Annotated in this window: 29 protein-coding genes and 2 pseudogenes; 7 read left to right on the top strand and 24 right to left on the bottom strand. The window is 42.3% G+C overall.

All coding sequences use genetic code 11. The features are described from left to right. Positions 1-80 precede the first annotated feature (80 nt). The 3 genes from ACGTN9_RS12910 to betB all read right to left on the bottom strand — a co-directional run bounded on the left by ACGTN9_RS12910 (position 81) and on the right by betB (position 4,164). A complete protein-coding gene (locus tag ACGTN9_RS12910) occupies positions 81-533 on the bottom strand; it encodes a hypothetical protein (RefSeq protein ID WP_499593395.1) in 453 nt (150 codons plus the stop codon). Between the two features lie 427 nt (positions 534-960). After that, positions 961-2,646 carry a choline dehydrogenase gene (gene betA, locus ACGTN9_RS12905; protein WP_499593393.1) on the bottom strand — a complete coding sequence of 562 codons (1,686 nt, stop codon included), beginning with the start codon at positions 2,644-2,646 and terminating at the stop codon, positions 961-963. Positions 2,647-2,697: 51 nt separating this feature from the next. Further along, on the bottom strand, positions 2,698-4,164 hold the full coding sequence (gene betB / locus ACGTN9_RS12900) for a betaine-aldehyde dehydrogenase (protein ID WP_499593391.1): 1,467 nt from the start codon (positions 4,162-4,164) through the stop codon (positions 2,698-2,700). Positions 4,165-4,371: 207 nt separating this feature from the next. On the opposite strand from betB, the gene cudC reads away from it, so the two are divergent. Then, on the top strand, positions 4,372-4,935 hold the full coding sequence (gene cudC / locus ACGTN9_RS12895) for a choline uptake/conversion transcriptional regulator CudC (protein ID WP_499593389.1): 564 nt from the start codon (positions 4,372-4,374) through the stop codon (positions 4,933-4,935). A gap of 64 nt (positions 4,936-4,999) precedes the next feature. Here the strand turns inward: cudC and ACGTN9_RS12890 are convergent, their stop codons facing one another. From ACGTN9_RS12890 to ACGTN9_RS12845, 10 genes and pseudogenes are all read right to left on the bottom strand, one after another. Continuing rightward, complete coding sequence (locus ACGTN9_RS12890) at positions 5,000-5,551, bottom strand: flavodoxin family protein (protein WP_499593387.1); 552 nt, start codon at positions 5,549-5,551, stop codon at positions 5,000-5,002. An 80-nt stretch (positions 5,552-5,631) separates the two neighbouring features. Then, complete coding sequence (locus tag ACGTN9_RS12885) at positions 5,632-6,087, bottom strand: SRPBCC family protein (RefSeq protein ID WP_499593385.1); 456 nt, start codon at positions 6,085-6,087, stop codon at positions 5,632-5,634. A 407-nt stretch (positions 6,088-6,494) separates the two neighbouring features. Next, a complete protein-coding gene (locus ACGTN9_RS12880) occupies positions 6,495-7,781 on the bottom strand; it encodes an IS110 family RNA-guided transposase (protein ID WP_499593383.1) in 1,287 nt (428 codons plus the stop codon). Positions 7,782-7,956: 175 nt separating this feature from the next. Next, positions 7,957-8,445: a PH domain-containing protein gene (locus tag ACGTN9_RS12875; RefSeq protein WP_499593381.1), complete on the bottom strand. Its 489-nt coding sequence runs from the start codon at positions 8,443-8,445 to the stop codon at positions 7,957-7,959. 136 nt (positions 8,446-8,581) lie between these two features. Further along, entirely contained in the window at positions 8,582-8,953 is a 372-nt protein-coding gene (locus ACGTN9_RS12870; RefSeq protein ID WP_499593379.1) for a VOC family protein, read from the bottom strand. A 103-nt stretch (positions 8,954-9,056) separates the two neighbouring features. Continuing rightward, complete coding sequence (locus ACGTN9_RS12865; protein WP_499593377.1) at positions 9,057-9,626, bottom strand: cysteine hydrolase family protein; 570 nt, start codon at positions 9,624-9,626, stop codon at positions 9,057-9,059. 412 nt (positions 9,627-10,038) lie between these two features. Beyond that, the gene (locus tag ACGTN9_RS12860) at positions 10,039-10,626 is read right to left on the bottom strand and encodes a YdeI/OmpD-associated family protein (protein WP_499593375.1); all 588 of its coding nucleotides are present in this window, start codon (positions 10,624-10,626) and stop codon (positions 10,039-10,041) included. Positions 10,627-10,784: 158 nt separating this feature from the next. Beyond that, the gene (locus ACGTN9_RS12855) at positions 10,785-11,159 is read right to left on the bottom strand and encodes a DoxX family protein (RefSeq protein WP_499593373.1); all 375 of its coding nucleotides are present in this window, start codon (positions 11,157-11,159) and stop codon (positions 10,785-10,787) included. A 17-nt stretch (positions 11,160-11,176) separates the two neighbouring features. Further along, positions 11,177-11,617, bottom strand: a complete 441-nt coding sequence (locus tag ACGTN9_RS12850) for a hypothetical protein (RefSeq protein WP_499593371.1) — start codon at positions 11,615-11,617, stop codon at positions 11,177-11,179. 30 nt (positions 11,618-11,647) lie between these two features. Continuing rightward, positions 11,648-11,767 (bottom strand): annotated as a pseudogene (locus ACGTN9_RS12845) (TetR/AcrR family transcriptional regulator); the annotation flags it as partial. Positions 11,768-12,552: 785 nt separating this feature from the next. On the opposite strand from ACGTN9_RS12845, the gene ACGTN9_RS12840 reads away from it, so the two are divergent. Then, positions 12,553-12,954 carry a DoxX family protein gene (locus tag ACGTN9_RS12840; RefSeq protein ID WP_499593369.1) on the top strand — a complete coding sequence of 134 codons (402 nt, stop codon included), beginning with the start codon at positions 12,553-12,555 and terminating at the stop codon, positions 12,952-12,954. A 92-nt stretch (positions 12,955-13,046) separates the two neighbouring features. Here the strand turns inward: ACGTN9_RS12840 and ACGTN9_RS12835 are convergent, their stop codons facing one another. From ACGTN9_RS12835 to ACGTN9_RS12815, 5 genes are all read right to left on the bottom strand, one after another. Next, positions 13,047-13,661 carry a histidine phosphatase family protein gene (locus ACGTN9_RS12835; RefSeq protein WP_499593368.1) on the bottom strand — a complete coding sequence of 205 codons (615 nt, stop codon included), beginning with the start codon at positions 13,659-13,661 and terminating at the stop codon, positions 13,047-13,049. Between the two features lie 70 nt (positions 13,662-13,731). Next, positions 13,732-14,280: a DUF1572 domain-containing protein gene (locus ACGTN9_RS12830; RefSeq protein ID WP_499593366.1), complete on the bottom strand. Its 549-nt coding sequence runs from the start codon at positions 14,278-14,280 to the stop codon at positions 13,732-13,734. 242 nt (positions 14,281-14,522) lie between these two features. After that, positions 14,523-15,173 carry a hypothetical protein gene (locus ACGTN9_RS12825; protein WP_499593364.1) on the bottom strand — a complete coding sequence of 217 codons (651 nt, stop codon included), beginning with the start codon at positions 15,171-15,173 and terminating at the stop codon, positions 14,523-14,525. Between the two features lie 36 nt (positions 15,174-15,209). Continuing rightward, positions 15,210-15,656, bottom strand: coding sequence for a hypothetical protein (locus ACGTN9_RS12820; protein WP_499593362.1), 447 nt, complete (start codon positions 15,654-15,656; stop codon positions 15,210-15,212). Positions 15,657-15,808: 152 nt separating this feature from the next. Beyond that, positions 15,809-16,693, bottom strand: a complete 885-nt coding sequence (locus tag ACGTN9_RS12815) for a selenium metabolism-associated LysR family transcriptional regulator (RefSeq protein WP_499593543.1) — start codon at positions 16,691-16,693, stop codon at positions 15,809-15,811. Positions 16,694-16,865: 172 nt separating this feature from the next. Between ACGTN9_RS12815 and ACGTN9_RS12810 the strand changes: the two genes are divergently transcribed. From ACGTN9_RS12810 to ACGTN9_RS12795, 4 genes are all read left to right on the top strand, one after another. Then, a complete protein-coding gene (locus tag ACGTN9_RS12810; protein WP_499593360.1) occupies positions 16,866-17,765 on the top strand; it encodes a putative selenate ABC transporter substrate-binding protein in 900 nt (299 codons plus the stop codon). A gap of 12 nt (positions 17,766-17,777) precedes the next feature. Beyond that, positions 17,778-18,542 (top strand): phosphonate ABC transporter ATP-binding protein, encoded by a 765-nt coding sequence (locus ACGTN9_RS12805; RefSeq protein ID WP_499593358.1) that lies wholly within the window; start codon positions 17,778-17,780, stop codon positions 18,540-18,542. A gap of 118 nt (positions 18,543-18,660) precedes the next feature. After that, a complete protein-coding gene (locus tag ACGTN9_RS12800; protein WP_499593356.1) occupies positions 18,661-19,329 on the top strand; it encodes a PhnE/PtxC family ABC transporter permease in 669 nt (222 codons plus the stop codon). Beyond that, the gene (locus tag ACGTN9_RS12795; RefSeq protein ID WP_499593353.1) at positions 19,326-20,171 is read left to right on the top strand and encodes a PhnE/PtxC family ABC transporter permease; all 846 of its coding nucleotides are present in this window, start codon (positions 19,326-19,328) and stop codon (positions 20,169-20,171) included. The genes ACGTN9_RS12800 and ACGTN9_RS12795 overlap by 4 nt, the downstream gene beginning before the upstream one ends. Before the next feature lie 251 nt (positions 20,172-20,422). Here the strand turns inward: ACGTN9_RS12795 and ACGTN9_RS12790 are convergent. Together ACGTN9_RS12790 and ACGTN9_RS12785 are read right to left on the bottom strand one after the other, a co-directional pair. Further along, positions 20,423-20,971, bottom strand: a pseudogene (locus ACGTN9_RS12790) (DUF1572 family protein). 87 nt (positions 20,972-21,058) lie between these two features. Further along, positions 21,059-21,454, bottom strand: a complete 396-nt coding sequence (locus tag ACGTN9_RS12785; RefSeq protein ID WP_499593348.1) for a VOC family protein — start codon at positions 21,452-21,454, stop codon at positions 21,059-21,061. 282 nt (positions 21,455-21,736) lie between these two features. Between ACGTN9_RS12785 and ACGTN9_RS12780 the strand changes: the two genes are divergently transcribed. Continuing rightward, positions 21,737-22,741 carry an LLM class flavin-dependent oxidoreductase gene (locus ACGTN9_RS12780; RefSeq protein WP_499593346.1) on the top strand — a complete coding sequence of 335 codons (1,005 nt, stop codon included), beginning with the start codon at positions 21,737-21,739 and terminating at the stop codon, positions 22,739-22,741. Positions 22,742-22,829: 88 nt separating this feature from the next. On the opposite strand, the gene ACGTN9_RS12775 is transcribed toward ACGTN9_RS12780, so the two are convergent. The 4 genes from ACGTN9_RS12775 to ACGTN9_RS12760 form a co-directional block, all read right to left on the bottom strand. After that, positions 22,830-23,246 carry a hypothetical protein gene (locus ACGTN9_RS12775; protein WP_499593344.1) on the bottom strand — a complete coding sequence of 139 codons (417 nt, stop codon included), beginning with the start codon at positions 23,244-23,246 and terminating at the stop codon, positions 22,830-22,832. Between the two features lie 229 nt (positions 23,247-23,475). Next, positions 23,476-24,144: a lysozyme family protein gene (locus tag ACGTN9_RS12770; RefSeq protein WP_499593342.1), complete on the bottom strand. Its 669-nt coding sequence runs from the start codon at positions 24,142-24,144 to the stop codon at positions 23,476-23,478. Between the two features lie 224 nt (positions 24,145-24,368). Then, positions 24,369-25,379 (bottom strand): FecCD family ABC transporter permease, encoded by a 1,011-nt coding sequence (locus ACGTN9_RS12765; protein WP_499593340.1) that lies wholly within the window; start codon positions 25,377-25,379, stop codon positions 24,369-24,371. Further along, on the bottom strand, positions 25,376-26,386 hold the full coding sequence (locus ACGTN9_RS12760) for a FecCD family ABC transporter permease (RefSeq protein WP_499593338.1): 1,011 nt from the start codon (positions 26,384-26,386) through the stop codon (positions 25,376-25,378). The genes ACGTN9_RS12765 and ACGTN9_RS12760 overlap by 4 nt, the downstream gene beginning before the upstream one ends. Positions 26,387-26,427 lie beyond the last annotated feature (41 nt).

Raw genomic sequence — 26,427 nt, 5'->3', positions numbered from 1 at the left:
GAAGACTTGTTTTCGAGATACCCTGCATTAAACGAGCACTAACCCTGTACTAGCTCGGATGATAGAGGGTAAATAGATCTCTACTCTAAAATTTTATACTTCTTAAGTATTTTTATATAGAAGGCTGCTCCCATAAACCCAAATAAATAGATGAAAAGCGTCCAGAAAATGTTCCAACCATGAGAATAGACAATTTTACCCGCCCAAACCCCCACAAATTCCATAAAAACGGTAATGATCGTGAATAAAATTATAAGTAGAGGTGTTTTGACTATTTCCTTTGCTTTTATATAACCAAACAAAACGGACAATAGGGGCAAGTAACCGATTTTGAAAGGAAACGCCGGCAAAGAACGGTTCTGCTCATAAGTCGGAGTAACTTCCCAAAAAAGTCCGAAACCCCAATCACTGCCCACAAATGCAATAGCTACCCCTATTGGATACATCAATATGATTACTACTGGATTTTTTTTGAATAAATAACCGATCGTTACCCAGGGAATAACTAGACCGAACACTATATTGATCCACATATCTGGGAACTCCTTTTATCTTATTGATTTTAATGTTCCCAGTCAGGAGTTATTTATTAAATAAGCTATGTCTCGAATTCTAATCTTCCACAATCCTGCCCTTATAAAGAAAACTTGAATTCGAGATAAAACCAAATAAATACAATTTCATTCATTCGAAGGCTCGTTGACTTATACCACTTTGCTAATAAACATGCTGCCAAAACCTGCAAAGAATAAATGCCATTAACAATAGAAAAAATGCCAGTCCCCGAGCATACGAAAGCATAAGCGTATTGGGTCTGGCAATGTGATACAAGATTAGTAACTCCCTTAAACTTTAAGGAAGTTCTTTTTTTGCTTCGTATATTAAACAGTCACATAGCCACTAAAAAAAGAGCGTCAAATTGCTTGTGCAATTCAACGCTCTTTTGATCATCTATCATACTTAACTAGTAACTGTACCTGCGTCAACTGGATCCACTCCATGACGATAGTAGTCAATATTAATAGGCTTGAGAGGTTCTTTTTCGAGAATTAAGTCTGCTGCCTTCTCCGCTAACATCAGCACCGGCGCATGGATATTTCCGTTTGTGACGTACGGCATAGCAGAGGCATCCACCACGCGTACGTTATCAAGCCCGTGGACTTTCATCGTTTTCGGATCGACGACTGCCATCGGGTCAGAATCCGGTCCCATTTTAGCCGTGCAGGATGGATGAAGTGCCGTCTCCGCATCTTTCGCCACCCAATCTAAAATCTCTTCATCTGTTTGTACAGACGGACCAGGTGAAATTTCTCCTGAATTGTAAGGTTTCATGGCTGGCTGCGCCATAATCTCTCTGGAAACCCTGATCGCTTCTACCCACTCCCGTTTGTCCTGTTCCGTAGACAGGTAGTTATAAACCATGCTTGGGTGTTCTTTAGGATTGTTGGAACGAATCTTTAATGACCCACGGGCATCGGAGTACATCGGTCCCACATGAACCTGGAATCCGTGTTCCGTTTCCGCTTTTTGCCCATCGTATCGCACCGCTACCGGCAGGAAGTGGAACATCAGGTTAGGATAGTCGACAGTCTCATTGGAACGTACGAAACCTCCCCCTTCAAAATGGTTGGTGGCTGCCGGGCCTTTCCGTCCGAGAATCCACTGCAAGCCAATCCAAGGCATGCGTGATAGTTTCAAGTTAGGCTGCTGAGAAACCGGTTGTGGACAAGCGTATTGAATATAGGTTTCCAGATGATCCTGCAGGTTCTCCCCTACCCCTGGCAGGTCCACTTTCGGCTCCACGCCAACGGATCGCAAGTGTTCCGGGTCACCCACACCGGATAACTGAAGCAGCTGCGGCGTATTGATAGCACCGCCGGCAAGGATTACTTCCCCTGCAGTCACCTGATGCGTCTTGCCGTTCCGCTGGTATGTGACACCGTCTGCCCGATCCCCATTAATGTCGATATTTTTCACGAATGCACGTGTTTTAATGGTAAGGTTTTTACGATATTTAACGGGATGCAAATAGGCACGGGATGCGGACATACGTCGGCCTTTATACACATGCTTATCGAACGGGCCGAACCCTTCCTGACGATACCCATTAACATCCGGTGTCCGGGAATAGCCAGCTTCTACAGCTGCGTCAAAGAAAGCCTGGAATAAAGGGTTCTTTGCCGGTCCGCGCTCTAATTTAATCGGACCATCGTGCCCACGGTACTCATCATCCGGATCTGCTGCTAAAGCATTTTCCAAGCGTTTAAAATAAGGAAGACAATGGGCAAAATCCCACGTCTCCATCCCGGTGTCGGCGCCCCAGCGTTCATAGTCCTTCGGATTACCGCGCTGATAAATCATGCCGTTGATGGAACTCGAACCGCCGAGCACCTTCCCCCGGGCATGCTTGATGCGCCGTCCCCCCATGTAAGGTTCAGGATCCGATTCGTATTTCCAGTCATACAAGCTCTTCCCTGATGGGAATGGTAAAGCCGCAGGCATTTGAATTAACAGATCCCACGAAAAATCACTGCGTCCTGCCTCGAGAATCAGCACGCTGCGATTGCCATCTTCACTAAGGCGGTTACCGAGTACAGAACCTGCACTCCCACCGCCGATAATTACATAATCATATCTTTCACTCATCTTACAAACCTCCTTGAAATTCACCAAACACGCTCATTTATTCTAAAACAATTATTTAAACCAGTTAATCGGCTCTGGTTTGAGATTCCGATACAAATGTTTCGTTTCTGTGTACTCTTCTAAGCCAGGCTTGCCTAACTCACGTCCAATTCCTGACTGCTTATATCCACCCCACGGCGCCTGGGCAAAATAAGGGTGAAAGTCGTTGATCCAAACGGTACCCATACGTAATTGGGCAGCTACGCGTTCGGCCTTATCCACGTCCGTCGTCCAGACGGCACCGGCAAGACCATAGATCGTATCGTTCGCAAGGCGCACCGCTTCTTCTTCATTTTCAAACCGTTCGACCGTTAAAACAGGGCCGAATACCTCTTCCTGCACGATTGTCATATCGGAACGGCAATCAGTCATGATCGTCGGCAAATAAAAGAAGCCGTCTTGAAGTTCAGGATCTTCAGGCCGGGAGCCGCCAACTAACACAGTAGCTCCTTCCTCTTTTCCGATCTCCACGTATTTTTCCACTTTAGCCCGGTGCTCTGCAGAAATTAATGGACCCGATTCTGTATTCTCATCGAATCCGTTGCCCAGTTTAATTCGCTTCGCTCTTTCCGCAAGTGCTTCGACAAAGCGGTCATAAAGCGAATCTTCCACGAGTAACCTGGCCCCTGCCGAACAAACTTGCCCGGCATGGAAGAAAGCTGCATTCAAAGCCTGGTCAACGGCTGTATCAAAATCAGCATCCGCAAAGACGATGTTCGGATTTTTTCCGCCAAGCTCAAGCGCAATTTTTTTCACATTGCTGCTTGCTGCCTGCATAATTTTCTTGCCTGTCACAATGCCGCCGGTAAAAGAAATAAGGTCGACGTCATGGCTGACAGCCAGTTCATTACCAACAGTCGCTCCTTCACCGAGAACCAGGTTGACGACACCATTCGGAAAACCGACTTCTTCCATTAATTCCGTCACCTTTACTGTTGTAAGTGGTGTTATTTCACTCGGTTTCATTACGATGGTATTGCCAGCTGCAAGCGCCGGGGCAATTTTCCAGGCTGCCTGTAACAGCGGATAATTCCACGGGGTGATTTGCCCGCACACGCCAACCGGTTCACGAACAACTTTACTTTGGCTATTTGGGATTGGGGATTCAATTATTTCTCCGCCGTCCTTATCAGCCAGCCCTGCGAAATAACGGAAAACCTCTGCAATATCGTCCATATCGGCACGGCTTTCTTCAATGGTTTTTCCGGTATCGAGAGACTCTAATTCCGACAGTTCTTCCCTACCTCTTTCTATCAATCTGGCAATCTCGAGTACTTTTTTTCCTCGTTCAGAAGCAGGGGTATGACTCCATTCCCCATGATCGAAAGCTTCCCGTGCCGCAGCGATCGCCAGTTTCGTATCTTCTGCGTCCCCTTCCGCTGTTGTAGCGATAACTTCCTGATTGAATGGGTTGATGATCTCCCTTGTTTTTCCGGAACGAGCTTCCGTCCAAGCCCCATTGATGTACATTTTTTTCATGCCAATCACTCCTTTTATATTAACTTTATTAAATTTATTTTTAACGTATTTAACACAATTAATAGTAGCATACTCGATTTTCGTTGTAAACCAACACTCATTTTCTCTTTTGACATTCCTAAAAGTTGCGTTATAGTTAATATTAAAGTAGTTAAATTTATATTTAACTTATTGAATAGTGCGAAACATAGGAAAAGAGGGATTGCAATGGAAGAAAATCAGAAGAACTCAGAAGAATTGCTGGAACAGGCAGAACGCGCAGTCATTAACTCAATCGCCGAAACCATGGACCTTTACGGCGTCACCCCATCCATCGGCAGACTATACGCAACCCTGTATTTCAAGCATGATCCCCAGACCCTTGATGATATGAAAGATGAACTTGGCATGAGCAAACCGAGTATGAGCACCGCCGTCCGTAAATTACAAGACATCAATATTGTGAAGAAAGTCTGGAAAAAAGGAACACGGAAAGACCTGTTTTTGGCCGAGAAAAATTTCTTTCATTATTTTTCCCAGTTCTTCGGTGATAAGTGGGAGAGAGAAGCCAAATTAAACCTGACTGCCATCAATTATGCTCAAGAGAAGCTGGAACAAATCCTCGAAGATGAAAACACAGGGGAAGATTTAAAGCAACGGGCAGAACAGGATTTAAAACAATTGGAGGAATACAGGAGTTACTGTCATTGGCTGGAGCAGCTGGCCCAATCCATTGACTCCGGAGAGATCTTTGAATTTCTCCCGATTGAAAAAACGAATCCCGAAGAATAAAAAAGTGCCTGCCCCCCAGCACGCTAAAGCATTAGCGAAATGGGGGGCAGGCACGTCACAACCCTCAAGCTCTTCTCTTTATCAATTCTCCTAACTTATGTGCATCCTCTAAAGCTGTCTTATCATTAAGAATTTCTCCAGGCTTCCCACCTTCCCCTAATAGATATCCTTTATAATTTAAACCGATAAATTCGCAGATGTACTGGAACTGTTGGACAAGCGGGATACCTTTCACACGTGGCTCATCTCCACCGACCGCAACAATATAGGCTTTTTTCTGACTCATTTGTCCTTTAAAATTCGGGTATTTTTCATCTCTTACCGTCTGTGACCAGCGATCGATAAAACGTTTCATTACACTACTCATCCCATACCAGTAAATAGGTGTCGCAAAAATTAAAACCTCACAATCAATGATTTGGTCAATGATTTGATCGTACTCATCATCCACGGGAGAAAATCCACTTTTGTCATGTCTTTGATCAATAATATCATGATAATGATACCTTTTAAGATCAATTCTGATGACGTCCGGTAAGTTTTTAACTACTTCTTCTGTTAACAGCTCTGTATTTCCATTTTCTCTTGTACTCCCATATATTACGCAAACTTTCATTTAAATCACCTCATATATCATTCGTTATAAATACTATTTGGGCTGAAACTCATTCAGTTAAAAGGAACAGGTGCTTTTCTTCATCCATTCTCCAAATAACTTTTTAACGCATCCATATCTTTTGCGCATGCTTTTTTAAAGGACCCGACCATCAGCTTACCAAATAATTTTGACAAGCCAGTAAGCCCCTTGATCTCGCCGTTAAGTACAATGTTAGAAGATTCTCCCGAAGAACGGACAAGATATGTAAAAATATATTCTCCTTTACCGGTTGTTCCTTTCGAACCATCACAGCGAAGCACAATTTTATCTGGTTCAGAAAGTTCTACTACCTCAAAATACTCAGATGCCTCTTTCCCAAACATCTTTCTTGTTTCTTTCCACTCACTTCCCTCTTTCATTGGTCCATCATCCAAACGCTCCATTCGTACTAAACCTTTCATCCAATGGTTCGCGGCATCAAGATCAAGTAAAGAGTCGTATGCTTTTTGCTTAGATACATGGATAGTCCTTGTTACATCAAAATGAATACTCACGTTGTTTACCTCCCTCTATAAATTAAAGTTCTCTTAGAATTCCTCCGTTTTTCTCCCGTTTCTTTTTTATTCTTCAAAGCTGATGGGGGTTGGTCATTCATTTATCTATCAATAAAGGGTATTTATGGAATTAAGGCATAACACCAACTACACATCCATGGGGTTTTTCCATTAAATGGTTTGATTTCCTATAATCGCACCTTGGACCTCCACGTTATTCATGGCGGTGGACCCTCCCACGTCTCTCGGCGTCAATGCGCGAAAATTCCTTCGTTCAACCTGACCATGGTGGATACCGGAAATGCTCCTTAAGCGGGTCAATGCCCTAACGGTGATAATAACGACCGGCTTCTCCGTGCTTCGAATGTTCAAAAGAATGGATCTTAAACGGAATGGATCTTTTTTGTTCAGGCAGCTTCCTGTAAGCCTGAAAGACCGGGGATATCCCGGATCATGCGTTCTTCACTGAAGGCACACTGGCGTGTTCCTAGTACATAAAAGATTTTCACGAGTTTTCGGCTTAACGCGATAAACGATTGCTTCCCCGTTAGGGGATTATCGGACCGGTGACGGTAATGATCATGAAGCTTTCGAAAGGCTTTATTATGAATCGAGAGGGGCCGTGCAACCTGATACAGAAGCTTTCTCAGTCGTTTTCGCCCTCGTTTTGTGATCGTAGTCTGGCCCTTGAATTTGCCGGATTGATTCATCATAAGATTGAGTCCCGCTAATTTAATGATTTGGCGTGGATCTCTGTAATTCGACAAATCACCGACTTCCGCAAAGAAACCGGCCACCGTTATGATACTGACCCCTTTGATGGCGGTCATCTGTTCCGCCCCCGGGATCAGAAGAACGAGTTCTTCAAGTTGTGCTTCAAGAGCGAGGATACGTTCTTCCAGAGCCTTGTATTGGTCAACCAGGTAACGGAATTCCTCACGGGCCATGCGTAAACCGACCGTCAGCCCGATACTGTCTTCAGCTGCCTGTTTTAATGCCTGGATCCGTTTCATCCCCACGGCCCGTTGGGCAGCGCTTTTCACTTCGGCCATCAGGTCTTCTTCCGAAGCCTTTCGTATATCATCAGGAAGATAGCCCTTTTCCAAAAGGTGGAGAGCTGCTTTCCCTTTCCAGTCTTTGAAGACATCCAGGAACTCCGGGAAGTAACGATCCAGCGCATTATGCATCTGAGCTTTAATGGAAGACAAATCCTCCTGGATGATGTCATGGAGTTTCATGCCTTCCCTCAATTCGGCGTACACATCCTCGGGTAGTGTGGGTTCATGAAAACGTCCGTCTTTAATGATTTGAGCGATGACTTTGGCATCCTTCGTATCATTTTTCGTCGGGGAGTCATCATCCATTTCCTTGAACCTTTTCACCTTCATCGGATTCACGCCCACCACATGGATGCCTTTGTTTTTCAGATGATAAGCCAGGTTCATCCCATAATGACCGGTCGGCTCCGTGCCAATGATGATGTTTGGTCGGTCATGCTTATCCGCCAGTTCTTTTGCCCAGATGAGAAGCGTTGAAAAACCCTGATGGGAGTTTGCGAACACTAGCCTTTTGGCCAAGTCTCGCCCCCGATCATCAATCACCCGCGCCACATGTTTCTTTTTGGCTACATCGACACCGATAATCAGTGTGCTTTCATTGATTTGCGCTAAGCGCTCATTTTGTGTAAAATCCATAGTAGAAGTCCTCCTTCGGTACTCAATTCGAGGTCATCGTGATGACACTCCCTATCGTACCAAGGGGGCTTTTTTTATGCATTCGCACTCTACTTTGATATCCCCTGCAAATTTCTTCATTACAGGAATGCTCCTTTATAAAATTTTGATACAATTTACTGCAACAATATACAGTTTATGCTTTAATATGTATGTTTGGATTATGTTTTTTTAGTTCGGATAGGAACATATTTTTATCTTTTGGTGAAATTTTTACACTTCCTAAAACGGCACGCTTATAAAAAATTTCAATGGCATCTCTGGAGGATAGTATTCTGTAACCCGTGAAAATATCTGTGGTAGGTGAGATTTTTGTTATATGATCAAAGGGAATTCGACTTCGGAATGGTCCACCTTTTACTAATAAATGGTCTGTATGGAAAACATACGTAACTGAAAAGGCAGTCCATAATATAAAACTAACGACAACTAAGTATATGGCTATCAGTATTAGAACCACTGGTAATTCAGTTCCACCTTCAAGAAATAGTGGCCAAAATGTCCCCGCACCTATAATTAGTACGGCTATTACGATAAAGTTAATGAAAAATTTATCCACTTTTGAGCGAAAAACCATTGTATAACTCCCACCTCGCATTTCTAATTCTATCCCTCTGGCACTCAATTGGTTCTGACAAATATGTAAAAAAGGTACCCTTGTTATGGATACCCTGCCTTTCATCATGTTCTATCTATAGTTCTCTGAACGTAATGATAATTCGCCTTCTATTCCAAGAACCCTATCTATTCTCCATACTAATTTATCTGTGCTGATCAATTAGTATTGGGTTACCATCAGGGTCTTCGATTATAATATTTTCTGGTCCTTCACTAGCTTCATCAGCTTCAGACAATAGTTTAATATCGTTTTCTTTCAGCTGTTTTTGAAGTTCTCGAACATCTGTAAAAGGCTCAATGTTTTCTGCATTTTGATTCCAGCCAGGATTGAAAGTTAAGATATTCTTCTCGAACATTCCTTGAAATAAACCAATAACACAATCTTCATTTTTCATAATGATCCAATTTTGATCAGTATTTCCCCCAAAGGATTGAAATCCTAATTTTTCATAAAAATCTTTTGATTTGTTAATGTCTTTCACAGTTAAACTTATAGAAAATGCTCCTAGTTTCATCAAGTTCCCCCTATATCATTGGTTAATATATAACGGGTTCGCTTTTGTTAAGTAAAAATCCTTTATATATACTCTAAAAAAGGATAAAGAGATTATATTCATATTAAACAACTCGTTCATCAATAGTTACAACTTTGGCACCGAGTACATGTTCAAAATGGCCAAGCGCCCACTTATGCCCCTCTTCATTAAAACTGGCGACAGCATGTTCATAAATAACGATAGAATATCCTAAATTGTAAGCATCCATAGCCGTATGGAGCACACAAATATCCGTGCAGACACCAGTAAGGTGAATTTCATTGATTCCTCTTTCTTTTAAATAAAGGTCAAGGTCTGTACCGGCAAACGCACTATATCTTGTTTTATCCATCCATCTTACAGTATCCAAGGCTTTGTTTTCTTCATAATATTCCTGAAGCGAACCATACAGCTTTCTGCCATCTGTCCCTTCAATGTTATGGGGAGGAAAGAGTTTGTGTTCCGGATGATACTGATCGTCCTGTTGATGAAGATCCACCGCAAAAACAACCGGTTCGTTGTCCTCTACCCACTGTTTCACTAACGATTGCAAGTCAGGTTCTATATCCTGACCTGGCTTACCACATGTCAACGCACCATCATCTGCCACAAAATCATAGGTATAATCAATCACAAGTAAGCACCTGTTCATCAAAAAAAAGCCCCCTCTCAGCTATAATTTTACACGTGTATTTATATATGTAAAGATACTTTTAACTCCACAAAAAAATAGGACGCAAACACCACAGTGTTTACGTCCCGGCTCATGTTGGAAAGTTATTTTACCAAACGCCAGGGGGCGGGCGTTTGGCAGGCAGCTTGTGCTACAGTTCTATACTAACAAAAAATTTGTTTTAAATCCCTAATGTAATCAAAAGGAAATCGAATTTACACATTTCTTCCATACTTATTAATAAAGTGTGCCGCCCAGCATGCTAAATTATTAGCCCCGTGGAGATCAGGGACATCATTAAAGCCAACTATTTATAGAGGATTGATTCCTAGATATCGTTTTAAAAGCTTCACCGCAATCGTTGTTAATAATTTCAAACCACTAATTTTTACTAATCATTCAACCCCTTTCCATCGAGAATATGCTCCACATATTTTTCAACCCTTGACTCTCGGGTTTGGGGTTTTTTGGCTTTAGAAAAGTAAATAATATATGCTCTTTGCCGTCCCGGCGTCAATGATTCAAAAGCAGCTTTCAAGGCAGGGATTTCATCGAATTTATTTTGAAGTTCTTCAGGAATTGTGAATTCTTTTTTCTTTTCAACTTCTAAACCGGCTTTTTCAACTTCAATGGCTTCATAAATATATTCTTTCACTATAGTTTCCATTTCCACTATTTCTTGAACATTCGTGAACCGGATTTGTCGTGCCGCTTGTACGTTCTCGGTTTGCTGAATTAGAATCTTATGGTGATCCTTTAACAATGCTCCTTTGTGAAACAGCAGTGCGCAATATTCTTTGAAGCCATGTATTAAAACGATGTTTTTCCCTTCATGCATATAGCAAGGATGCATCCATTTAATATCTTCGTCCAGCTCACAGTCAAGAACGATATTTCTCAACGTCTCAAATTCTTCCCTCCACTGTTTGGCTTTTTTCAAAAATCCATCCACTTTACGATTCTTTCTACTATTTGTCATCAGGGAACACTCCTTTTCATTTTTTCAATCAGCCGTCTAGAATATTGCCTATCCAGTTCTTTTTGGCATTACGTGAATATTCGATAACGTGAGGATTCATTCTATTATTTTTCCTAGCGTTATTTTTTTAATTCAAAGTACCACTCTACCTACCCTTCTTAAGTAAGGGGAAAAGGATGCGACATGCCGTATGCATACACAAATACAAGACTGGCTGCAATCAAAGTAATCACAAGTGCCGGTATCGCATTTCCAACAGGATGCTTGACTCTGAAATGGGATAGGCATGCCAGGAACATCGTAATGCCTATCCATATACCGGCCAATGCGGCCACCTCAGGATACCAGTATCCTATGAGAAGCCCGGCTGCTCCGGCTAGTTGGACTAGCCCGGTGACAAATCGAAACCATTGAGGCAGTTCAATCGACTCAAACAGTTCGACTTGATTCTTCTCACCAGCGAGCTTGCTTATTCCGGCCACAGACATGGAGATAAGCAGAAAACTTTGTAAAATAACAAAAATGATGAACATAAGGTTCTCCCCCCTTGCTAATTGCCCCTAAACTCCCTCTTATAAAAACTGTACTTCAGTATTTCAGCATAGACCTCCCATTCTTTAAGATATTGCTCTCCAAATTCAGCCATATCTTCAAAGGTATTTATTTGCCGGGTGGCTTTCTCCCCAAACCCGAACATTGCCCAATTCAGGAGTTCCATTGCTTTTTCGATATCGAGGTCTTCACGAAACTTGGAATAATCAATATCTTGATAGATTAGCTTCGTACCTCGAGCATAGATTGTATCGACTTTGCTTTTAATAATCTCTTTTACTTCATTCGACTCCTCCTGGACAGACTGAGCCAGAAAATCAAATACGTGAGGGTATTTTTTTTGGATATACATTTTCTGTATTGCAATATGTTCGAGTCTTTTAAAAAGATCTGTTTCATTTAAATCTATTTGTTCATAAAGCTGCTCGATAATTTGCACACTGTATTCGATTACATATACGTAAAGATCTTTTTTGCTTTTAAAATAATTAAATAAGGAACCTTTTGATATTTGTGCTTCTTTTACAATTTCGTTTGTTGATGCTTTATTAAATCCATTTTGTACAAATTCCTTTATTGCCGCATTAATAATTAGTTCTCTTTTATCATTATTTAACTTATAGAAATTTGCTTTAATGTCTGTAACCTCCTTCCGCTAACCATTTGACCACTACGGTCATTTTAATGATAGCATTGATGACCACCTTGGTCAAAACATTTTTGCGAGTAACTATAGGACCCGTTCAATTAAGATCCTTTCTTTTCTTACATAAAAAAAGCGACCATCGCTTAAAGGATAATCGCCATCTTATCTTGAAGGTTCGATGTTTATTTCATTCCATCATCCTGCGTAATTTTCTGCTCCAAGGTCCAGAGCATTCTGTTTAATCTTCATTAGTTTCCTTGCTAAATAATTTAGCTCTTTCTTCATATACCAGTTGTTAAATGTTCTCTTAAGATACCCTACCTCTTTTTTACTCAGAGCTCTTACACAAACTATATTATCAAAAGCCAGTATTTCTTCTCCCTTTCTTTATTTTATTGCTTTTGTAAATAAAGACAAAACAGACACCCTGTTAGAAGGACGCCTGTCTTCGAACTTTTTCATTAATATAGTTTTTGGCACTAGAGAAGTCCGTAAAGACACCATCAAGACCGGCAGAACCGACAGAAAGAAAGTTCTTCAATATTTAAAAGTTCGTTTTCAGCTTTTTGCTGATACCCTATTTTAATATAATTAGCAAGTTTCTTGTTATAAGAGTCCTGTCTGATACTTCCTGCAAGCCTTAATAAAAAGTTAGCAATTCAGAAGAAACGTTCAGCAATAATAAATGATAAGCTTTATATCGTAGTAAAATAAAGGAGGAAGATAAAGTGAAAAAACTATCAATTGTTTATTGGATTTCCACAGGTCTTCTGACAGCATTGATGCTCTTTAGTGGTATTACTAATATTCTATCTCACCCCGATGCCATCTCATTATTCGACCACTTAGGTTACCCTGCCTACCTTATCCCTTTTCTCGGAATTGCCAAATTACTGGGTGTGATTGCGATATTAGTTCCTGGTTTTCCTCGAATTACTGAATGGGCGTACGCCGGTTTTGCGATTGATATTACGGGAGCTATGTACTCGACTTTCTCTGTTGGGGATCCTGTAAGTTCCTTCTTGATCTTTTACATTTTACTATTTGGTTCCTACTTCAGCTACCACAAAAAACAACAGTTCGATCCTTCGAGTGATAAGGCGATCATTAACAGTAAAATACCTGTTTGATAGATATAGTATAGAGATCAACACAAACAGTGCCTGGCCCCAGCATAAGAAAGTATTACCGCAGTAGGGGGCAGGCACTGTTATTTTATCTACTATTTTACTACCTTATGGGATACATCTCCTTCCACAACCACTTTATACGCGTCCCCATCAATCTCTACGATGCTAAGACTTGTATCCTGGATGTACGGCGGTTCCCATAGCTCTTCAATTGGAAGTCCTTTCACTACCGCCAACAAACTTTTAATAAACACCGAATGCGTAACAATCAGGATATTTCCAGATGAATGGGTGCGCTTAAGCTGCTCCAGAAACTCCTCTACTCTTTCCCGTAATTCAAAAAAGCTTTCGACATTAAAAGGTTCATAGAGATGGGGCGTGTTGAAAAAACAATGGTAGGCATCGCCGTAATTCTCTTCAATAAATTCTTTGGTCTGACCTTCCCAGTCCCCGACATGGATCTCTTTCAGCTTATCCTCATAAGAAACTGGAAGCTCTCGGTCTCCAAGAATCAATTCCGTCGTCTTTCTGGTTCGCATGCTTGGACTAGAGTAGACGGCATCAAATGCAGTAGAGTTTAGGCTCTCCCCTAATACACGAGCATTTTCCATGCCATTTTCCGTCAGTTCCGAATTACCCCAGCCTTGCATCCGTTTTTGTACGTTCCATTCTGTTTCCCCGTGTCTTGTTATGTATAGTTTGAACAATATTTTTTCCTCTGTTCCTTATTAAAACTTCACACTAATTCCAATAAAGTGGTATACCCCCTTGGAATCTTTAATCATCCGCTTCCCCCTTGTGTTTCTCCAGCATTTGATGAAGGTATTCCTCTGACTTTCCTTTTGGTATGCTCAGGCTTTTCCAATCCTCGCCCTTCAGCTGCTTAGCAATGTAGACAATCTGCCCGATATGATATGCATAGTGAGCCATTTGCCGCTCGATTGCCTCTAAGACGAGATGGCTTTCTCCCCTGATAGTGATATGACGCATTAAATCCTCTTCACTCAAAGATTGTAAGGCTGTAAATAAAGCATTCCATCCGGAATCCCATAACTTAAGCAGCTCGTATTTGGAAGAGATATCATCTTCAAACTCCCGATCACGCTTTCGGCTCGGCTTTTCCCCATCAGAAGTCAGGAAATCCGTCCACCTGGAAACCATATTCCCGCTCAAGTGTTTTACAATGATCGCAATACTATTGGAAGCTTCATTATATTTCCAATGAATATCTTCCTCAGGTAGCTGATTGAAAGATTTTTCTCCAAGATCCTTTAGGCTTTCAAACCGCTCTATAACGATACGTAGATACTCTTTTCCTACTTCCATGCCGTCCCTCCCTGTTCTTAACAAGGCTTTACCCCTTATGCATATAAAAATGAGTTCAGCTAGTACCTTATTAATATCCATCTTCTCAAATACTTGTTGATAGTACTCAACCTACCCAGGAGTATTTCTTCTATTAATAGAATTAGTAAATACCTTTTTCGACAAAAATAGGAAAAATCCTCCAATAACACAAAAAAGACACACCGTCCTAGTTAACGAATGTGCCTTAACTTCAATAAAAACTACCCATTATAATACTCTTTTATCTCTTTAATAAACCATTCATATACACCAAGAAATTCTTCGATTTTCCCCGGACCCTTTAACATAGAAAAAGGGACTTTAGGATACTTAGTGATCGCTTCGGGTGGAATTTCATCATCTAATAATGAATTAATTCGGTTGAGCAATTCCAGTCGTTTCTCTTCCTTATCAAATGGGGGCCTGCTTTGATAGGTGTGAAAATAAAGTTCAACATACCCTCCAGTCCTCACTGCAAACAATTGATATTTTTTATTATGCTCATACATCGGTACAAAGGAACCTTCATCTCTTCCTTGGCCCCACCATATCCAATTGCACATCTTTTCAGACCACTCATATATCTGCTTGGCTAGTTGAACTTCTTCTTTATCTAATTTACTTTCTATTTCGTTAAAGAATGAATGATAGTCCCAACGTTTACCTGGCTTGTTTCTTTTCTTCTTACCTGCAGCTTCTGCAGTTTGGCCGATGACTCGAGGAACCAGCGTTTTTAGATTGTTTCCTGCAAACTGTTTGATTTCGACTGCTAGTACTTCAGCAGGAGTCATCTGCTCATTAAGAAACTCGACAATTCGCTTTAGTTCGGAAGGAATCTCATCAGCCAGGAATACCATTCTTATTTTCCCCATCTTCAGGTTTGTTTCTACTGACTCCCAAAATGTTTCCTAATCTTTTCCATCAGTGTGTGAGGCTATTTCATTTTCTGAATCAAGACCTAATTCTTCGCATCTATACTCAAATTTGTTTCTAATTATAGTAATCGGCCAATACATGGTGGCATTTGCCCCATACTCTAACAATTGCCCAACTACTTCTCTGCGAATACGCTTATCACTGCTTCTTTTTACTTCGACCAGCGTTGGGACCCCATCCTGGTCAATAAACAAATGATCGACTGACCACCTATTAGATCCCTCTTCCTCAGAAGCAATAGCCACTTCGCGTGACACGAGCAGCCATTTCCTTGGTGATTCATTATCCATCTGCTCTCCCGCTAATAGGTTAGGATATTTTTCAACCAATCCTTGTAAAAGTTCTTTTGAATCATAAGCATGCTCATTCATTTTTACTAGTTCACCGTTGTCTTGTAACAGATAAATACCTTCACTCACAAAATTCACCTCAACTTTATGTCCTTTAATTTCCACAAGCAATCAGAATTTTTTGAGGAAATGATTAAACAAAATGGTGCCTGGCCCCCAGCATGCTAAAGCATCACCGCATTGGGGGTCAGGCACGGTCATGACACCGTCATTTAAAACAATTATACCTCCGTTGTGACAAAGTCTATAAATGTGTCAATGGTAGATAGATGTTGATTTTCTTTGTGACAAGAGACGAAAAAGTTTCTCGATATGTCTAAATCTATGATTGCAGCAGTTTTTATTCTGCCATACCTTTCTGCACGCTCAGCAGCAAGCGAAGAAACCACTGAGATACCGAGCCCCGCTTCAACCGCTGCTATGACAGCTTCTGAACTGCCAACCTGTCCAACCACATGTAAATTTTGAACCTGAAAACCTTTAGAGGAAAGTGCTTGTTCAAATGTAAGTTTCGTATCCGAGTCCTGTTCCCGCACAATCCAGCCATATTGAAATAAATCCTCCACTACCAGGTTGTCTTCTGGTGTAGACCTCGGCATGATTAAGGTCAGATGATCTTCAAAAAACGGTATTGATTGAACTTTCTCATGCCGATCAGGTTCTCCTGTTACAATCAGATCTACCTTTCTTTCCAAAAGCAGGTCCTGAATATTCCGGGACCCTGCTACCCGCATGCTGAAATGAACGGATGGATAGTGACTGCGGAAATCCTTTAATAGTTTAGGTAACAGATACTCGGACGGAATCGTACTGGCCCCGATCGTTAAATTGCCTGTCGGCTGGGCTTGTAAATAGTAATCCTCCAACCGTTCCCATTTACCCAGTATTTCCTTACTTTCTTTATAAAACATTTCCCCTTGAGGGGTCAGTGATATCCCTTGTGGAGTTCTGCTGATCAGCTTTGTCTGAAAATGATCCTCCAGTGCTTTCATGCGCTGACTGACGGCCGGCTGTGAAACCCCGATCAGTTTTGCTACTTCCTGGTAGTTTTTCAGTTCGACAACTTTTACAAATGCTTTCAAATGGTTCAGATTCAAATACGTCACATCCAAAATTTAAACTTTTCTTCCATTATACTACTCCAAATCATGCAAACAAAGCCGGCTTCCTCTAAAACACACTTTACTCCTGACTAACTTCAGCCTATAATTTTCACTATCGGTTATAAGTTTTTGTTTTATAATATATAAGATTTACTTATTAAGGGGAGGGTTTATGATGCAGCGTAAGTATTTTTACATAGTGATTTTATTATTAACAGTAGCACTATCTGCATGTGCGAATGAAGGAACTTTTAACGGAGATGGGGAAAGCAATGAAAAAGGTGAAACCCCAACCTTTAAGGTTGGTGCGATACCGGATCAGAATGTTTCGGACATGAATCGGCGGTTTAACCGTTTTACCGAGTATTTGAGTGAACAGACGGGACTGGACGTGGAATATGTGCCATCCCAGGATTATGCAGCGCTAGTTACCGCCTTTAACCGTGGTGAAATTCAGCTTGCATGGTTCGGCGGGCTCACTGGGGTACAGGCCAGAAATCAGGTGGAAGGTGCAGAGGCCATTGCCCAGAGACCCAGCGATAAAGAATTTCATTCCGTTTTTATCGCGAACAGCGATTTGGAAATCGATAGTCTTAAAGATTTGAAGGGTAAAAGCTTTACATTCGGCAGTGAGAGCTCGACATCCGGTCACTTAATGCCGCGCCACTTTTTGAAAGAAGCGGGAATTGATCCACAAACGTACTTTGACGGCGAACCAAATTATTCCGGTTCACATGATGCCACCTATCAATTAGTAGAATCCGGCTCTTTTCAGGCAGGGGTCCTGAACGAATTGGTTTGGGAGAGTGCTAAAGAAGAAGGGAAAGTTGATACAGACAAGGTGGAAGTCTTTTATACAACCCCGGCTTATTATGATTATAACTGGACCATTAACAATGTAAACGAAACGTTCGGCAAAGGTACGAAACAAAAGGTAAAAGAAGCATTGCTGAATATGGATGAGGAACAAGAGGATATTTTGAAGCTTTTCCATACAGACCGTTTCATCGCAACGAAAAATGAAAACTACCAGGCGATTAAAGAGGTTGCCGAGGCCTTGGAAATTATAAAGTAGCAGGTGAAGAAAATGACAGCGAGTGATTCATTTACAGTAGAGCAGGCAGCGAAGGCTTATGGCGACCTGCAGGCAGTAGCTCCTATGTCTTTACGCATTAAAAAAGGAGAAGTGGTCGCGTTAATCGGACCGAGTGGTGCAGGGAAATCCACGCTGTTGAATATGTTAGCAGCCATCGAACTCCCGGACGCCGGAACCATCCTCCTGGAGGATAAGGCCACCTCCCTTTATCGAAACCCCAAAGAATTAGCAAAAAAAGCAGGGATTATTCGCCAGCAATTCGATCTTGTAAGTCCACTTCCTGTTATCCATAATGTATTAGCTGGTAAATTAGCAGACTGGGGATTTTGGAAATCGTTATGGTCTTTCATTTTCCCACAAGAAAAGCAAACAGCCATGAAAGCTTTAGAACGAGTAGGCCTTTCAGATAAAATTTATGACAGAACCTCACAATTGTCAGGCGGCGAACAGCAGCGGGTCGCTTTAGCGCGGCTGCTTGTTCAGAATCCAGAAGTGATTCTTGCAGATGAACCTGTCTCCTCCCTGGACCCGGCAAGAGCGGAGGATATCATCCAGATCTTGGTTTCACTGGTGAAATCAGAAAACAAAACACTTGTCGCAAGCCTCCACTCCCTTGATTTGGCGAAAACCTATTTTGACCGGATCATCGCGCTCCGGAATGGCCAAATCTTTTTCGACCGGAAGTCAGCTGCGATTACCAATGAAGATCTGGCTCAACTCTATCAGCTAACGGAGCGGACGCAAAGTGCAACATAAACTCAGGTATTTCCATAGTAAAAACGTTCTGACAATCGTGATGTTGCTTGCGTTTGTCATTAGCCTTTTTTTCGTGGAATGGGGAGGCGAAATCGTTCACGCCGGGGGATTCTCCACAATGGTACAGATGATCCAGGGCATGCTTCATCCCGATTTTTCTTTGGAAACTCTGAGGCTTGCCTTCAGGTCTGCCTGGATAACACTGGCTTATGCGGTCGCCGGGATGACCCTGGCGGTACTGTTCGGATTTGTTTTTGGCGTGCTATCATCCGGCATCCTTATGCCAGTTCGTGGAGCGAGCCATTATGTTGTGAAAAATTTCTTTCGTGGCCTGCTGGGATTTTCACGAGCTATCCATGAACTCATCTGGGCTTTATTATTCGTTGCAGCGACTGGAATTTCACCCTTTGCCGCCATCTTTGCCATCGCCATTCCTTATAGTGGTATTCTAGGCAGGGTGTTTTCCGATATATTTACAAATGTACCGGAAAAGCCGCTTCATGCACTTAGAGCCATTGGAGCCACACGTCTCCAGCAGCTTCTTTACGGGTACCTTCCCTTTGCCGCCCCTGACCTGGTCAGCTATGCGTTTTACAGGTTTGAATGTGCCATCCGTTCCTCTGCGATTATGAGCTTCATCGGATTAGGCGGGCTCGGATTTCAAATCCAGTTATCGATGCAGGATCTAAACTATGATGAAGTCTGGACATTTTTATATTTCTTAATCGGAATGGTGATGATCGTTGATCTATGGAGTCAGATGTTGAGAAAGAGGCTGGTAGCATGAATCATAAACATCTTAAAATCGGATTTGTCCGGGGGTCAATCCTTGCCGCTATCCTGTTAATGATCACGTCATGGATGTTTATTTTCACCATGGAAGATGCAGACTTCCTTAGCCTTTTTTCTGAAAAGAATAAGCAGTTTACTATCGAGTTTCTCCAAAGCCTCGCAGGGATAGGAGTGGAAAACCCAGCTTTTACTAGTACAGAGAGTTGGAAATCAGCCGCCGTGTTATCTTTTAAAACACTGGTGATGAGTGTAATGGCAGTCGGCTTTGCCACACTGGGAATGCTCATAACAGTAATTCCCGCTGCAAGAACTGTTGCAAACGGTATGCTGACCCTCTCCCGAGCATGGTATGGATGGTTGGTCTATGGGATCATTCGGATGTTTTATATCGTATCAAGGGCTGTGCCAGAATTATTGTGGGCGATGATTATAATATTGATTTTAAAACCAGGTATATTACCAGGAGCAATCGCGCTGGCCTTGCATAACTTTGGCATACTGGGAAAACTGTGTGCCGAAACAGTTGAAGATATGGACCTGAGAGCTGTGAGAAGTCTGGCATCTTCCGGTGCGTCTAAACCCCAAATCTTTTTATATGGAATTTTCCCGACTGTTCTGCCAAAGTTTATCTCTTACATTGTCTATCGCTGGGAAGTCATTATCCGTACAACAGTGGTCGTAGGGCTGGTTGGAGCTGGCGGTTTAGGACACGAATTCAAACTGAGTATGAGCTGGTTTCATTACACGGAAGTTACGCTCTACCTCATTTGCTATATCATCCTTGTATTTATGGTTGATCTTATTTCAGAAGGAATGCGAAAAATAGCTCAACGGTAAAACGGTGCCTGACCCTCAGCATGCTAGAGCATTAGCACAATGGAGGGGCAGGTACCGTTATTTTACTATTCTTTGGATCCTTGATGCTTCTCTTGCATTTGTCTCAGGTATTCCTCCGACTTCCCTTTAGAAATACTGAGGCTTTCTCACTCTTCGCCTTTTAGTTGTTTTCCGATAAATACCATCAAAAACGGTGCCTGACCCCCAGCATCACACTAATTCCAATAAAGTGGTATACCCCCTTGGAATCTTTAATCATCCGCTTCCCCCTTGTGTTTCTCCAGCATTTGGTTAAGGTATTCCTCTGACTTCCCTTTTGGGATGCTCAGGCTTTTCCAGTCCTTGCCCTTCAGCTGCTTAGCAATGTAGACAACCTGCCCAATATGATATGCATAGTGAGCCATTTGCCGCTCGATCGCCTCTAAAACAAGATGGCTTTCTCCCCTGATAGTTATATGACGTAACAAATCCTCTTCACTCAAAGATTTTAAGGCCGTAAATAAAGCACTCCATCCAGACTCCCAGAGTTTGAGCAGCTCGTTTTTGGAAGAGATATCATCTTAAAATTCCTCATCACGCTTTCGGCTTTGTTTTTCCCCATCCGAAGTTAGAAAATCTGTCCATCTGGAAACCATATTCCCGCTCAAGTGTTTTACAATGATCGCAATACTATTTGAAGCTTCATTATACTTCCAATGAATATCTTCCTCAGATAGCTGATTGATAGATTTTTCTCCAAAGTCTTTTAAGCTTTCAAACCGCTCTATAACGATACGTAGATACTCTTTTCCCACTTCCATGCTGTCCCTCCTTACTTTTTTCCCTCTAGCATTAGAAAATACCAGTGAATGAAAAGAACCCTAAAAAAGGGTTCTTACTTTAAAATACTATTTAGCGTTTTCATCAGGTTGATGAATACCAAAAATATTTCCTTCGGTATCAATATAATATCCCTGCCATGCCATTCCTGGCAGGGCAGATTTCGGCATTGCAACCTTGCCTCCCTGATCGAGAATTTTAGCTTCAATAGTGTCGTAGTCTTCCACTCCCATGGTACACGTATAAGCATTCACAGCCTGGTTCAGTTCTGGAGGAGCACTTTGCCGCTGCATCAAAGCACCGTTTATTCCCGGCTCTTTTTCATCGCCAGTCACAGCTCCGAAATAAGGCATCCCGGCAAACTCACTCCAATCTTCAAACCTCCATCCAAACACCTCACCATAAAACGTCTTCGCCCGCTCCATGTCATCGACATGAATTTCGAAATGAATGATTCTCCCCATAGTTTCCTCCTAGTTTTTATAAATTCATTCTTGTATGTAACCCCTCAAAATTTATATTCTACCAGCAACTTTCATACTCCTTCTTTTTCCATATTTGATAATATAACCACTCCTTGACTTCCAAAAGCAGTTTGAATATAATGAATTTTGTAAACGCATACATATAAAAGCGAGTACAACAACCAGCAGTATTGGAAACTTGTTTACAGCATGATGCTGTCATAGACGAGCTCCATTACTGCTGGTTTTTTTAAATCAAATGAATCTACTGGAGGTTTTAACATGAAATTTGGATTGTTTACGGTTTTTGATAATTACAAAAATCGTTTAGGACGTGAACCGGAGGAGCTGCTATTCGAAGTTGTGGAACAATCGGAGGCTGCCGATCAATTAGGCTACGATTCTGTTTGGTTTGCAGAACACCATTTCAGTGAATACGGCATTCTGACCTCCCCACAAATGTTATTGACATTAGTAGCAGAAAGAACGAAAAACATCCGTCTTGGAGTTTCCATTGTCACGCTCCCCTTCAAAAATCCAATCCAGGTAGCTGAGGATTACGCACTATTAGATGTGTTAAGCAATGGGCGGCTAAATTTAGGACTTGGAAGTGGTTATTTACCACATGAGTTTGCGGGGTTTAATGTTAACGGGAAAGACAAAGCCTTCAAATTCAACGATGCATTGGCTGTAATTGAAAAAGCCTGGACCGGAGAGACCTTTTCCCATAACGGCGAATACTTTCAATTTAATGATGTGAAATTAGAAGTTATCCCTAAGCAGAAAGAAGTCCCTGTATGGATTGGTGCCCTTAGTGCCAATGGGGCAAAGCATATTGGCAGAATGGGCTACAACATAATGGGGGTACCCTATGTTGCAAGCGACTCCCTTTCCTCGTTGAAGGAAATTCTCAATGATTATAAGCAGCATTATATAGAAGCTGGACACGACGCAGAAAAAATAAACATTCCCTTAGCCTTACACACCTATGTGGCACCTACAAGAGAAGAAGCAATAAAAGGTGCAGAGGAACATCTAAATTTATATTTAGATACGCGTCTATACGGCAAGTCAGCAAAATTTGAAGATTTAGAAGCTAGAGAACAGCTGTTAATAGGCAGCCCTGAGGATGTAATCGAACGGTTGAGAAAATATGAGGAAGCTGGCTGCGATCATATCATGATGTTAATGAATTTTGGCGGGCTGCCACATGAAAAAGTACTAGAATCCATGAAGCTGGTAGCAGAGGAAGTCATGCCTTTGTTCAAGGAAAAAATAGCACAATAACCTGGCTTTCTAAAAACCCTCAATGGAGCAGTGTTTCCTATAAAATCATTAATGATTCATAGCTTTTATCACACAAAAGAAGGAAGGATTAAACCACAATCCTTCCTTCTTTCTCCTGGCTTTCCATCGCCTCATTGATAAATGGCTGAATACTGGCAAACGCACTCAGACAATCCAGCTTTTCAAAAGGAATATACACTTCATGACGCTTCAACAGGTGGCTCCTGCAATGAAGGATATCAAAATCCAATACTTTCTGGACCTCTCGCTGCTTTACTTTTCCAATATTCGAATCAGGGTTTCCAGGTTCCATATGTAAAACAAGTGATTGATACGCCTTCCCACCATGCAAGGTAGCGAATTTAAACTTTTGACCACTTACGCGATAACCGATGGTTGGCCCCTGGGCGCTGGCATCATATTCCACGCCAGGCAGTTTGATAATGGCACAATGAAGGTGGCCAGCATAGGTACTACTTTCAAAAACTTTGAGTTTACTAGTCACGCTTTTGCCTCCCTGAAATAGGAATCTATATTCATCTTTCCATACTTCGACAGAAAGAGCAATAGCACTTTTTGAGTGTAAAAAAGCAACCATAGTGATATTTGCTCCCTCTCTCTTCGAGGCTCTTGCCCTTCATTATGATAAAGCGAAACTACTAACTTGTAAGAGGACACAAAAAAGCTGTTTCCTAAGCCTTTGATAAACTTAGGAAACAGCCTCTACCCTTCTATTAAAAATTTGCCACTTTCATATTTTCATTGTTCTTTTCATCGTAATAATCCAATACCGCATCTACATAATAAATATCCCCGTAACAAGCATCATACTGCAGAGCCTCTTCGCGAATGCAGCTATAGATACCAGTATGCTGTAACTCCTCGTACTTCATCGCCGAGAACTCGATCGCTAACTCTTGCGTATATTTCCCGCCATGATTCATGACATAATCGATAAATCCCGCTCCGAAATTATACGATTGTAAAGCTAATTTAACGTTATAATCTGCTTTCTCCAAGGTGAGAGCGAAATAGGAAACTCCTTGTGCAATCGATTTTTCCGGATCGTCAATACAACCGACAGAACCACAATAGGATTCGGAAGCTTGCATCGGATCGTCCCCTCTCCCACCAGATTCTTGCATCATCAAGGCTAGAATAATAGGAACATAATCTTCTATTCCCTCTTCTTTTGCGTATTTCTCCACTATATCTTCATACTGCAACACTTGCTCTGATAGATTCGCCTTTTTTTCATTAGTAAGACTGCTTACATTAATATCAATCGGGTTGTTTGCAAAAAACTGAATCAAGCCAATAACAAGCAGCAACGGGAGAACATTCTTGAAGAAAACTTTTCTCAACGCTATTTTGAATTTCCTGTTAGTTTTGCTTCCAGCCATGTATTTCTCCCTCTCGTAGAATATCTATCTATATTTTACCATTCTACGATTAAATTGGCTCGTATTTAATATATGAACCAACAGCGCCCCCACCCAGGGTGCCTGAACCTAGCCCGCTCACTTTTAATAAAATGTCCCTACTGGTAAAACCAATTAATAACCAAAGCACCTCATACAGTGGGTCAGTCACCCGTCGTAAGGAGTGCCTACCTGCAGCAAGCGAGTTAAACCTTCTTCAACAATAAATAGATAAAATAAGGAGCACCGATCAACGCTGCCATGATACCTGCTGGAACCCCGTCCGGCTCGAGCACATTGCGTCCGATTGTATCCGCAAATAACAGCAGCCATCCGCCAAGCAACAGTGCCAAAGGCAGGAATAGTTGATTTCTTGGACCAATTAACGACTTAGCGAGATGAGGAGCCATCAATCCGATAAAAGCAATTCCTCCGGTTACCGATACAGCCGATGCAGCCAGGGCTACTGCCGTCACCAGCAGGACGATCCGCTCTTTTTCAATCGCGAGGCCGACACCAATAGAAACCGGCTCACTTAACCCCAGGAGATTCAGCCGGTTGGCCTTAAATAACGTAAAAGGAACGAGGATGATCAGCCATGGCAGAATCGCCCAAATAAACGGCCAATCGGTGCCCCAAATATTCCCCGCGAGCCATTTTGCAATAAAATCGACTTTTTCCCGTTCCGCAGAAGAAATGAGCACAATCATGGCTCCTGATAACGCCATGGAAAAACCGACACCGACCAGTACCAGCCTGGTCGGCTGAATCCCCACTTTCTTTTGATAAGAGAAAATATAAATCAGACAGGCTGTCAGGAAGGCACCAAGAAAAGCTGCCAACGGAAGGAAATACACGAACGAGCCTGCTTCAATTGGAAAAAATAAAAAGAACACAGCGACTGCAACTCCCGCTCCCGCGTTGATTCCGATGATACCTGGGTCCGCTAAATCATTGCGGGTGATTCCCTGCAGGATTGCCCCCGACAGGGCAAGCGCCATCCCCGCCAGCAACGTAATAATGATCCGGGGCAGCCGAATCGAAAACAGGACAAATTCTTCTTTGAAGGTTCCGTTTCCAAACAACGTCGGGAGGATGCGATCAAAGGATACAGAAGAATAGCCAAGCCCCATACTGACCAGGACCGTAATAAAAATTAGGAAGGTTAAAATCACCATAAGCAAGCGTTGTTTTTTAATAAGAGCTGGATGGATCATGAGAAACTCCTCCCTCCCTTTTGCACAATGAACAGGAAGAAAGGCAATCCCATCATCGAGATAATCGCAACTACCGGTGTTTCGTATGGTGCGTTGATCGTCCGACCGACCGTATCAGCCAGTAACATGAAAGAAGCACCGAACACGGCAGACATCGGGAGGATCGCGCGATAATCCTTCCCTACAATTGGGCGCACGATGTGGGGAATCATCAAGCCAAGAAACGCGATATTACCAACCACCGCTACGGCAGCACCGGTCAGCAGGATAATCAGGACAAATAAGATTGCTTTGATCTGGGTTGTTTTCTGACCGAGACCTACAGCTACTTCCTCATTGAGACTGAGGATCGTCAACTGCCTGGCAAGCAAAAAGGATAGGACGAGACTAATCAGGATGAACGGCAGGATTACCTGAACCTGTACCCATGACACCCCGACTAACCCGCCGGCTGTCCACATCGACACATCCTTCGATACTTTGAAATAAAGACTGATCCCTTCCGCCACAGCAAACAAAAACGCAGACACGGCAGCACCAGCCAGTACGATCCGAAAAGGCGAGAATCCTCCCCTTTTTAACGAACCGATACCAAACACAAGACCTGCCCCTACGCCCGCTCCGATAAAACAGGCGATCGTCATCCCAAGGTAATTCGTTAATGGAAAAATCGCCAGTGTGACAGCGAGAGCAGCGTTAGCTCCGGCCGTCAAACCAAGCAGGCCAGGATCAGCCAGTGGATTTCTCGTCATCCCCTGCATGATGGCACCGGCGACAGACAACCCGGCTCCGACTAAGATGGCGGCGATTTCACGGGGAAGTCGCAATTCACGGATGATGGTGACGCTTTCCGACTTCACATTAGAAGTCAGCGCCAGCCACACATCACGTGCCGTTGTGTCGGCTGCACCAAAAAGCATCGCTGCTGCAAAGGAAAGACTTAATACGATTAAACCGATGATAACCTGATATGTAAATGAACGTGTAAGCTGTTTGTCCTTACTCATGGAAACCCCATCTTCTCTGTATATTGATTAAAGTATGAAGA

This window comes from Halobacillus sp. B23F22_5, from assembly GCF_043497085.1.
Classification (GTDB): Bacteria; Bacillota; Bacilli; order Bacillales; family Halobacillaceae; genus Thalassobacillus.
This window is presented reverse-complemented; position numbering and strand designations above follow the sequence as displayed.

Bases quoted from the DNA above. Each gene is read 5' to 3' on its own strand.
- ACGTN9_RS12910 (WP_499593395.1), bottom strand. From the start codon at position 533: ATGTGGATCAATATAGTGTTCGGTCTAGTTATTCCCTGGGTAACGATC.
- betA (WP_499593393.1), bottom strand. From the start codon at position 2,646: ATGAGTGAAAGATATGATTATGTAATTATCGGCGGTGGGAGTGCAGGT.
- betB (WP_499593391.1), bottom strand. From the start codon at position 4,164: ATGAAAAAAATGTACATCAATGGGGCTTGGACGGAAGCTCGTTCCGGA.
- cudC (WP_499593389.1), top strand. From the start codon at position 4,372: ATGGAAGAAAATCAGAAGAACTCAGAAGAATTGCTGGAACAGGCAGAA.
- ACGTN9_RS12890 (WP_499593387.1), bottom strand. From the start codon at position 5,551: ATGAAAGTTTGCGTAATATATGGGAGTACAAGAGAAAATGGAAATACA.
- ACGTN9_RS12880 (WP_499593383.1), bottom strand. From the start codon at position 7,781: ATGGATTTTACACAAAATGAGCGCTTAGCGCAAATCAATGAAAGCACA.
- ACGTN9_RS12870 (WP_499593379.1), bottom strand. From the start codon at position 8,953: ATGAAACTAGGAGCATTTTCTATAAGTTTAACTGTGAAAGACATTAAC.
- ACGTN9_RS12865 (WP_499593377.1), bottom strand. From the start codon at position 9,626: ATGAACAGGTGCTTACTTGTGATTGATTATACCTATGATTTTGTGGCA.
- ACGTN9_RS12860 (WP_499593375.1), bottom strand. From the start codon at position 10,626: ATGACAAATAGTAGAAAGAATCGTAAAGTGGATGGATTTTTGAAAAAA.
- ACGTN9_RS12855 (WP_499593373.1), bottom strand. From the start codon at position 11,159: ATGTTCATCATTTTTGTTATTTTACAAAGTTTTCTGCTTATCTCCATG.
- ACGTN9_RS12830 (WP_499593366.1), bottom strand. From the start codon at position 14,280: ATGGAAGTAGGAAAAGAGTATCTACGTATCGTTATAGAGCGGTTTGAA.
- ACGTN9_RS12825 (WP_499593364.1), bottom strand. From the start codon at position 15,173: ATGGGGAAAATAAGAATGGTATTCCTGGCTGATGAGATTCCTTCCGAA.
- ACGTN9_RS12810 (WP_499593360.1), top strand. From the start codon at position 16,866: ATGCAGCGTAAGTATTTTTACATAGTGATTTTATTATTAACAGTAGCA.
- ACGTN9_RS12805 (WP_499593358.1), top strand. From the start codon at position 17,778: ATGACAGCGAGTGATTCATTTACAGTAGAGCAGGCAGCGAAGGCTTAT.
- ACGTN9_RS12800 (WP_499593356.1), top strand. From the start codon at position 18,661: ATGGTACAGATGATCCAGGGCATGCTTCATCCCGATTTTTCTTTGGAA.
- ACGTN9_RS12795 (WP_499593353.1), top strand. From the start codon at position 19,326: ATGAATCATAAACATCTTAAAATCGGATTTGTCCGGGGGTCAATCCTT.
- ACGTN9_RS12785 (WP_499593348.1), bottom strand. From the start codon at position 21,454: ATGGGGAGAATCATTCATTTCGAAATTCATGTCGATGACATGGAGCGG.
- ACGTN9_RS12780 (WP_499593346.1), top strand. From the start codon at position 21,737: ATGAAATTTGGATTGTTTACGGTTTTTGATAATTACAAAAATCGTTTA.
- ACGTN9_RS12770 (WP_499593342.1), bottom strand. From the start codon at position 24,144: ATGGCTGGAAGCAAAACTAACAGGAAATTCAAAATAGCGTTGAGAAAA.
- ACGTN9_RS12765 (WP_499593340.1), bottom strand. From the start codon at position 25,379: ATGATCCATCCAGCTCTTATTAAAAAACAACGCTTGCTTATGGTGATT.
- ACGTN9_RS12760 (WP_499593338.1), bottom strand. From the start codon at position 26,386: ATGAGTAAGGACAAACAGCTTACACGTTCATTTACATATCAGGTTATC.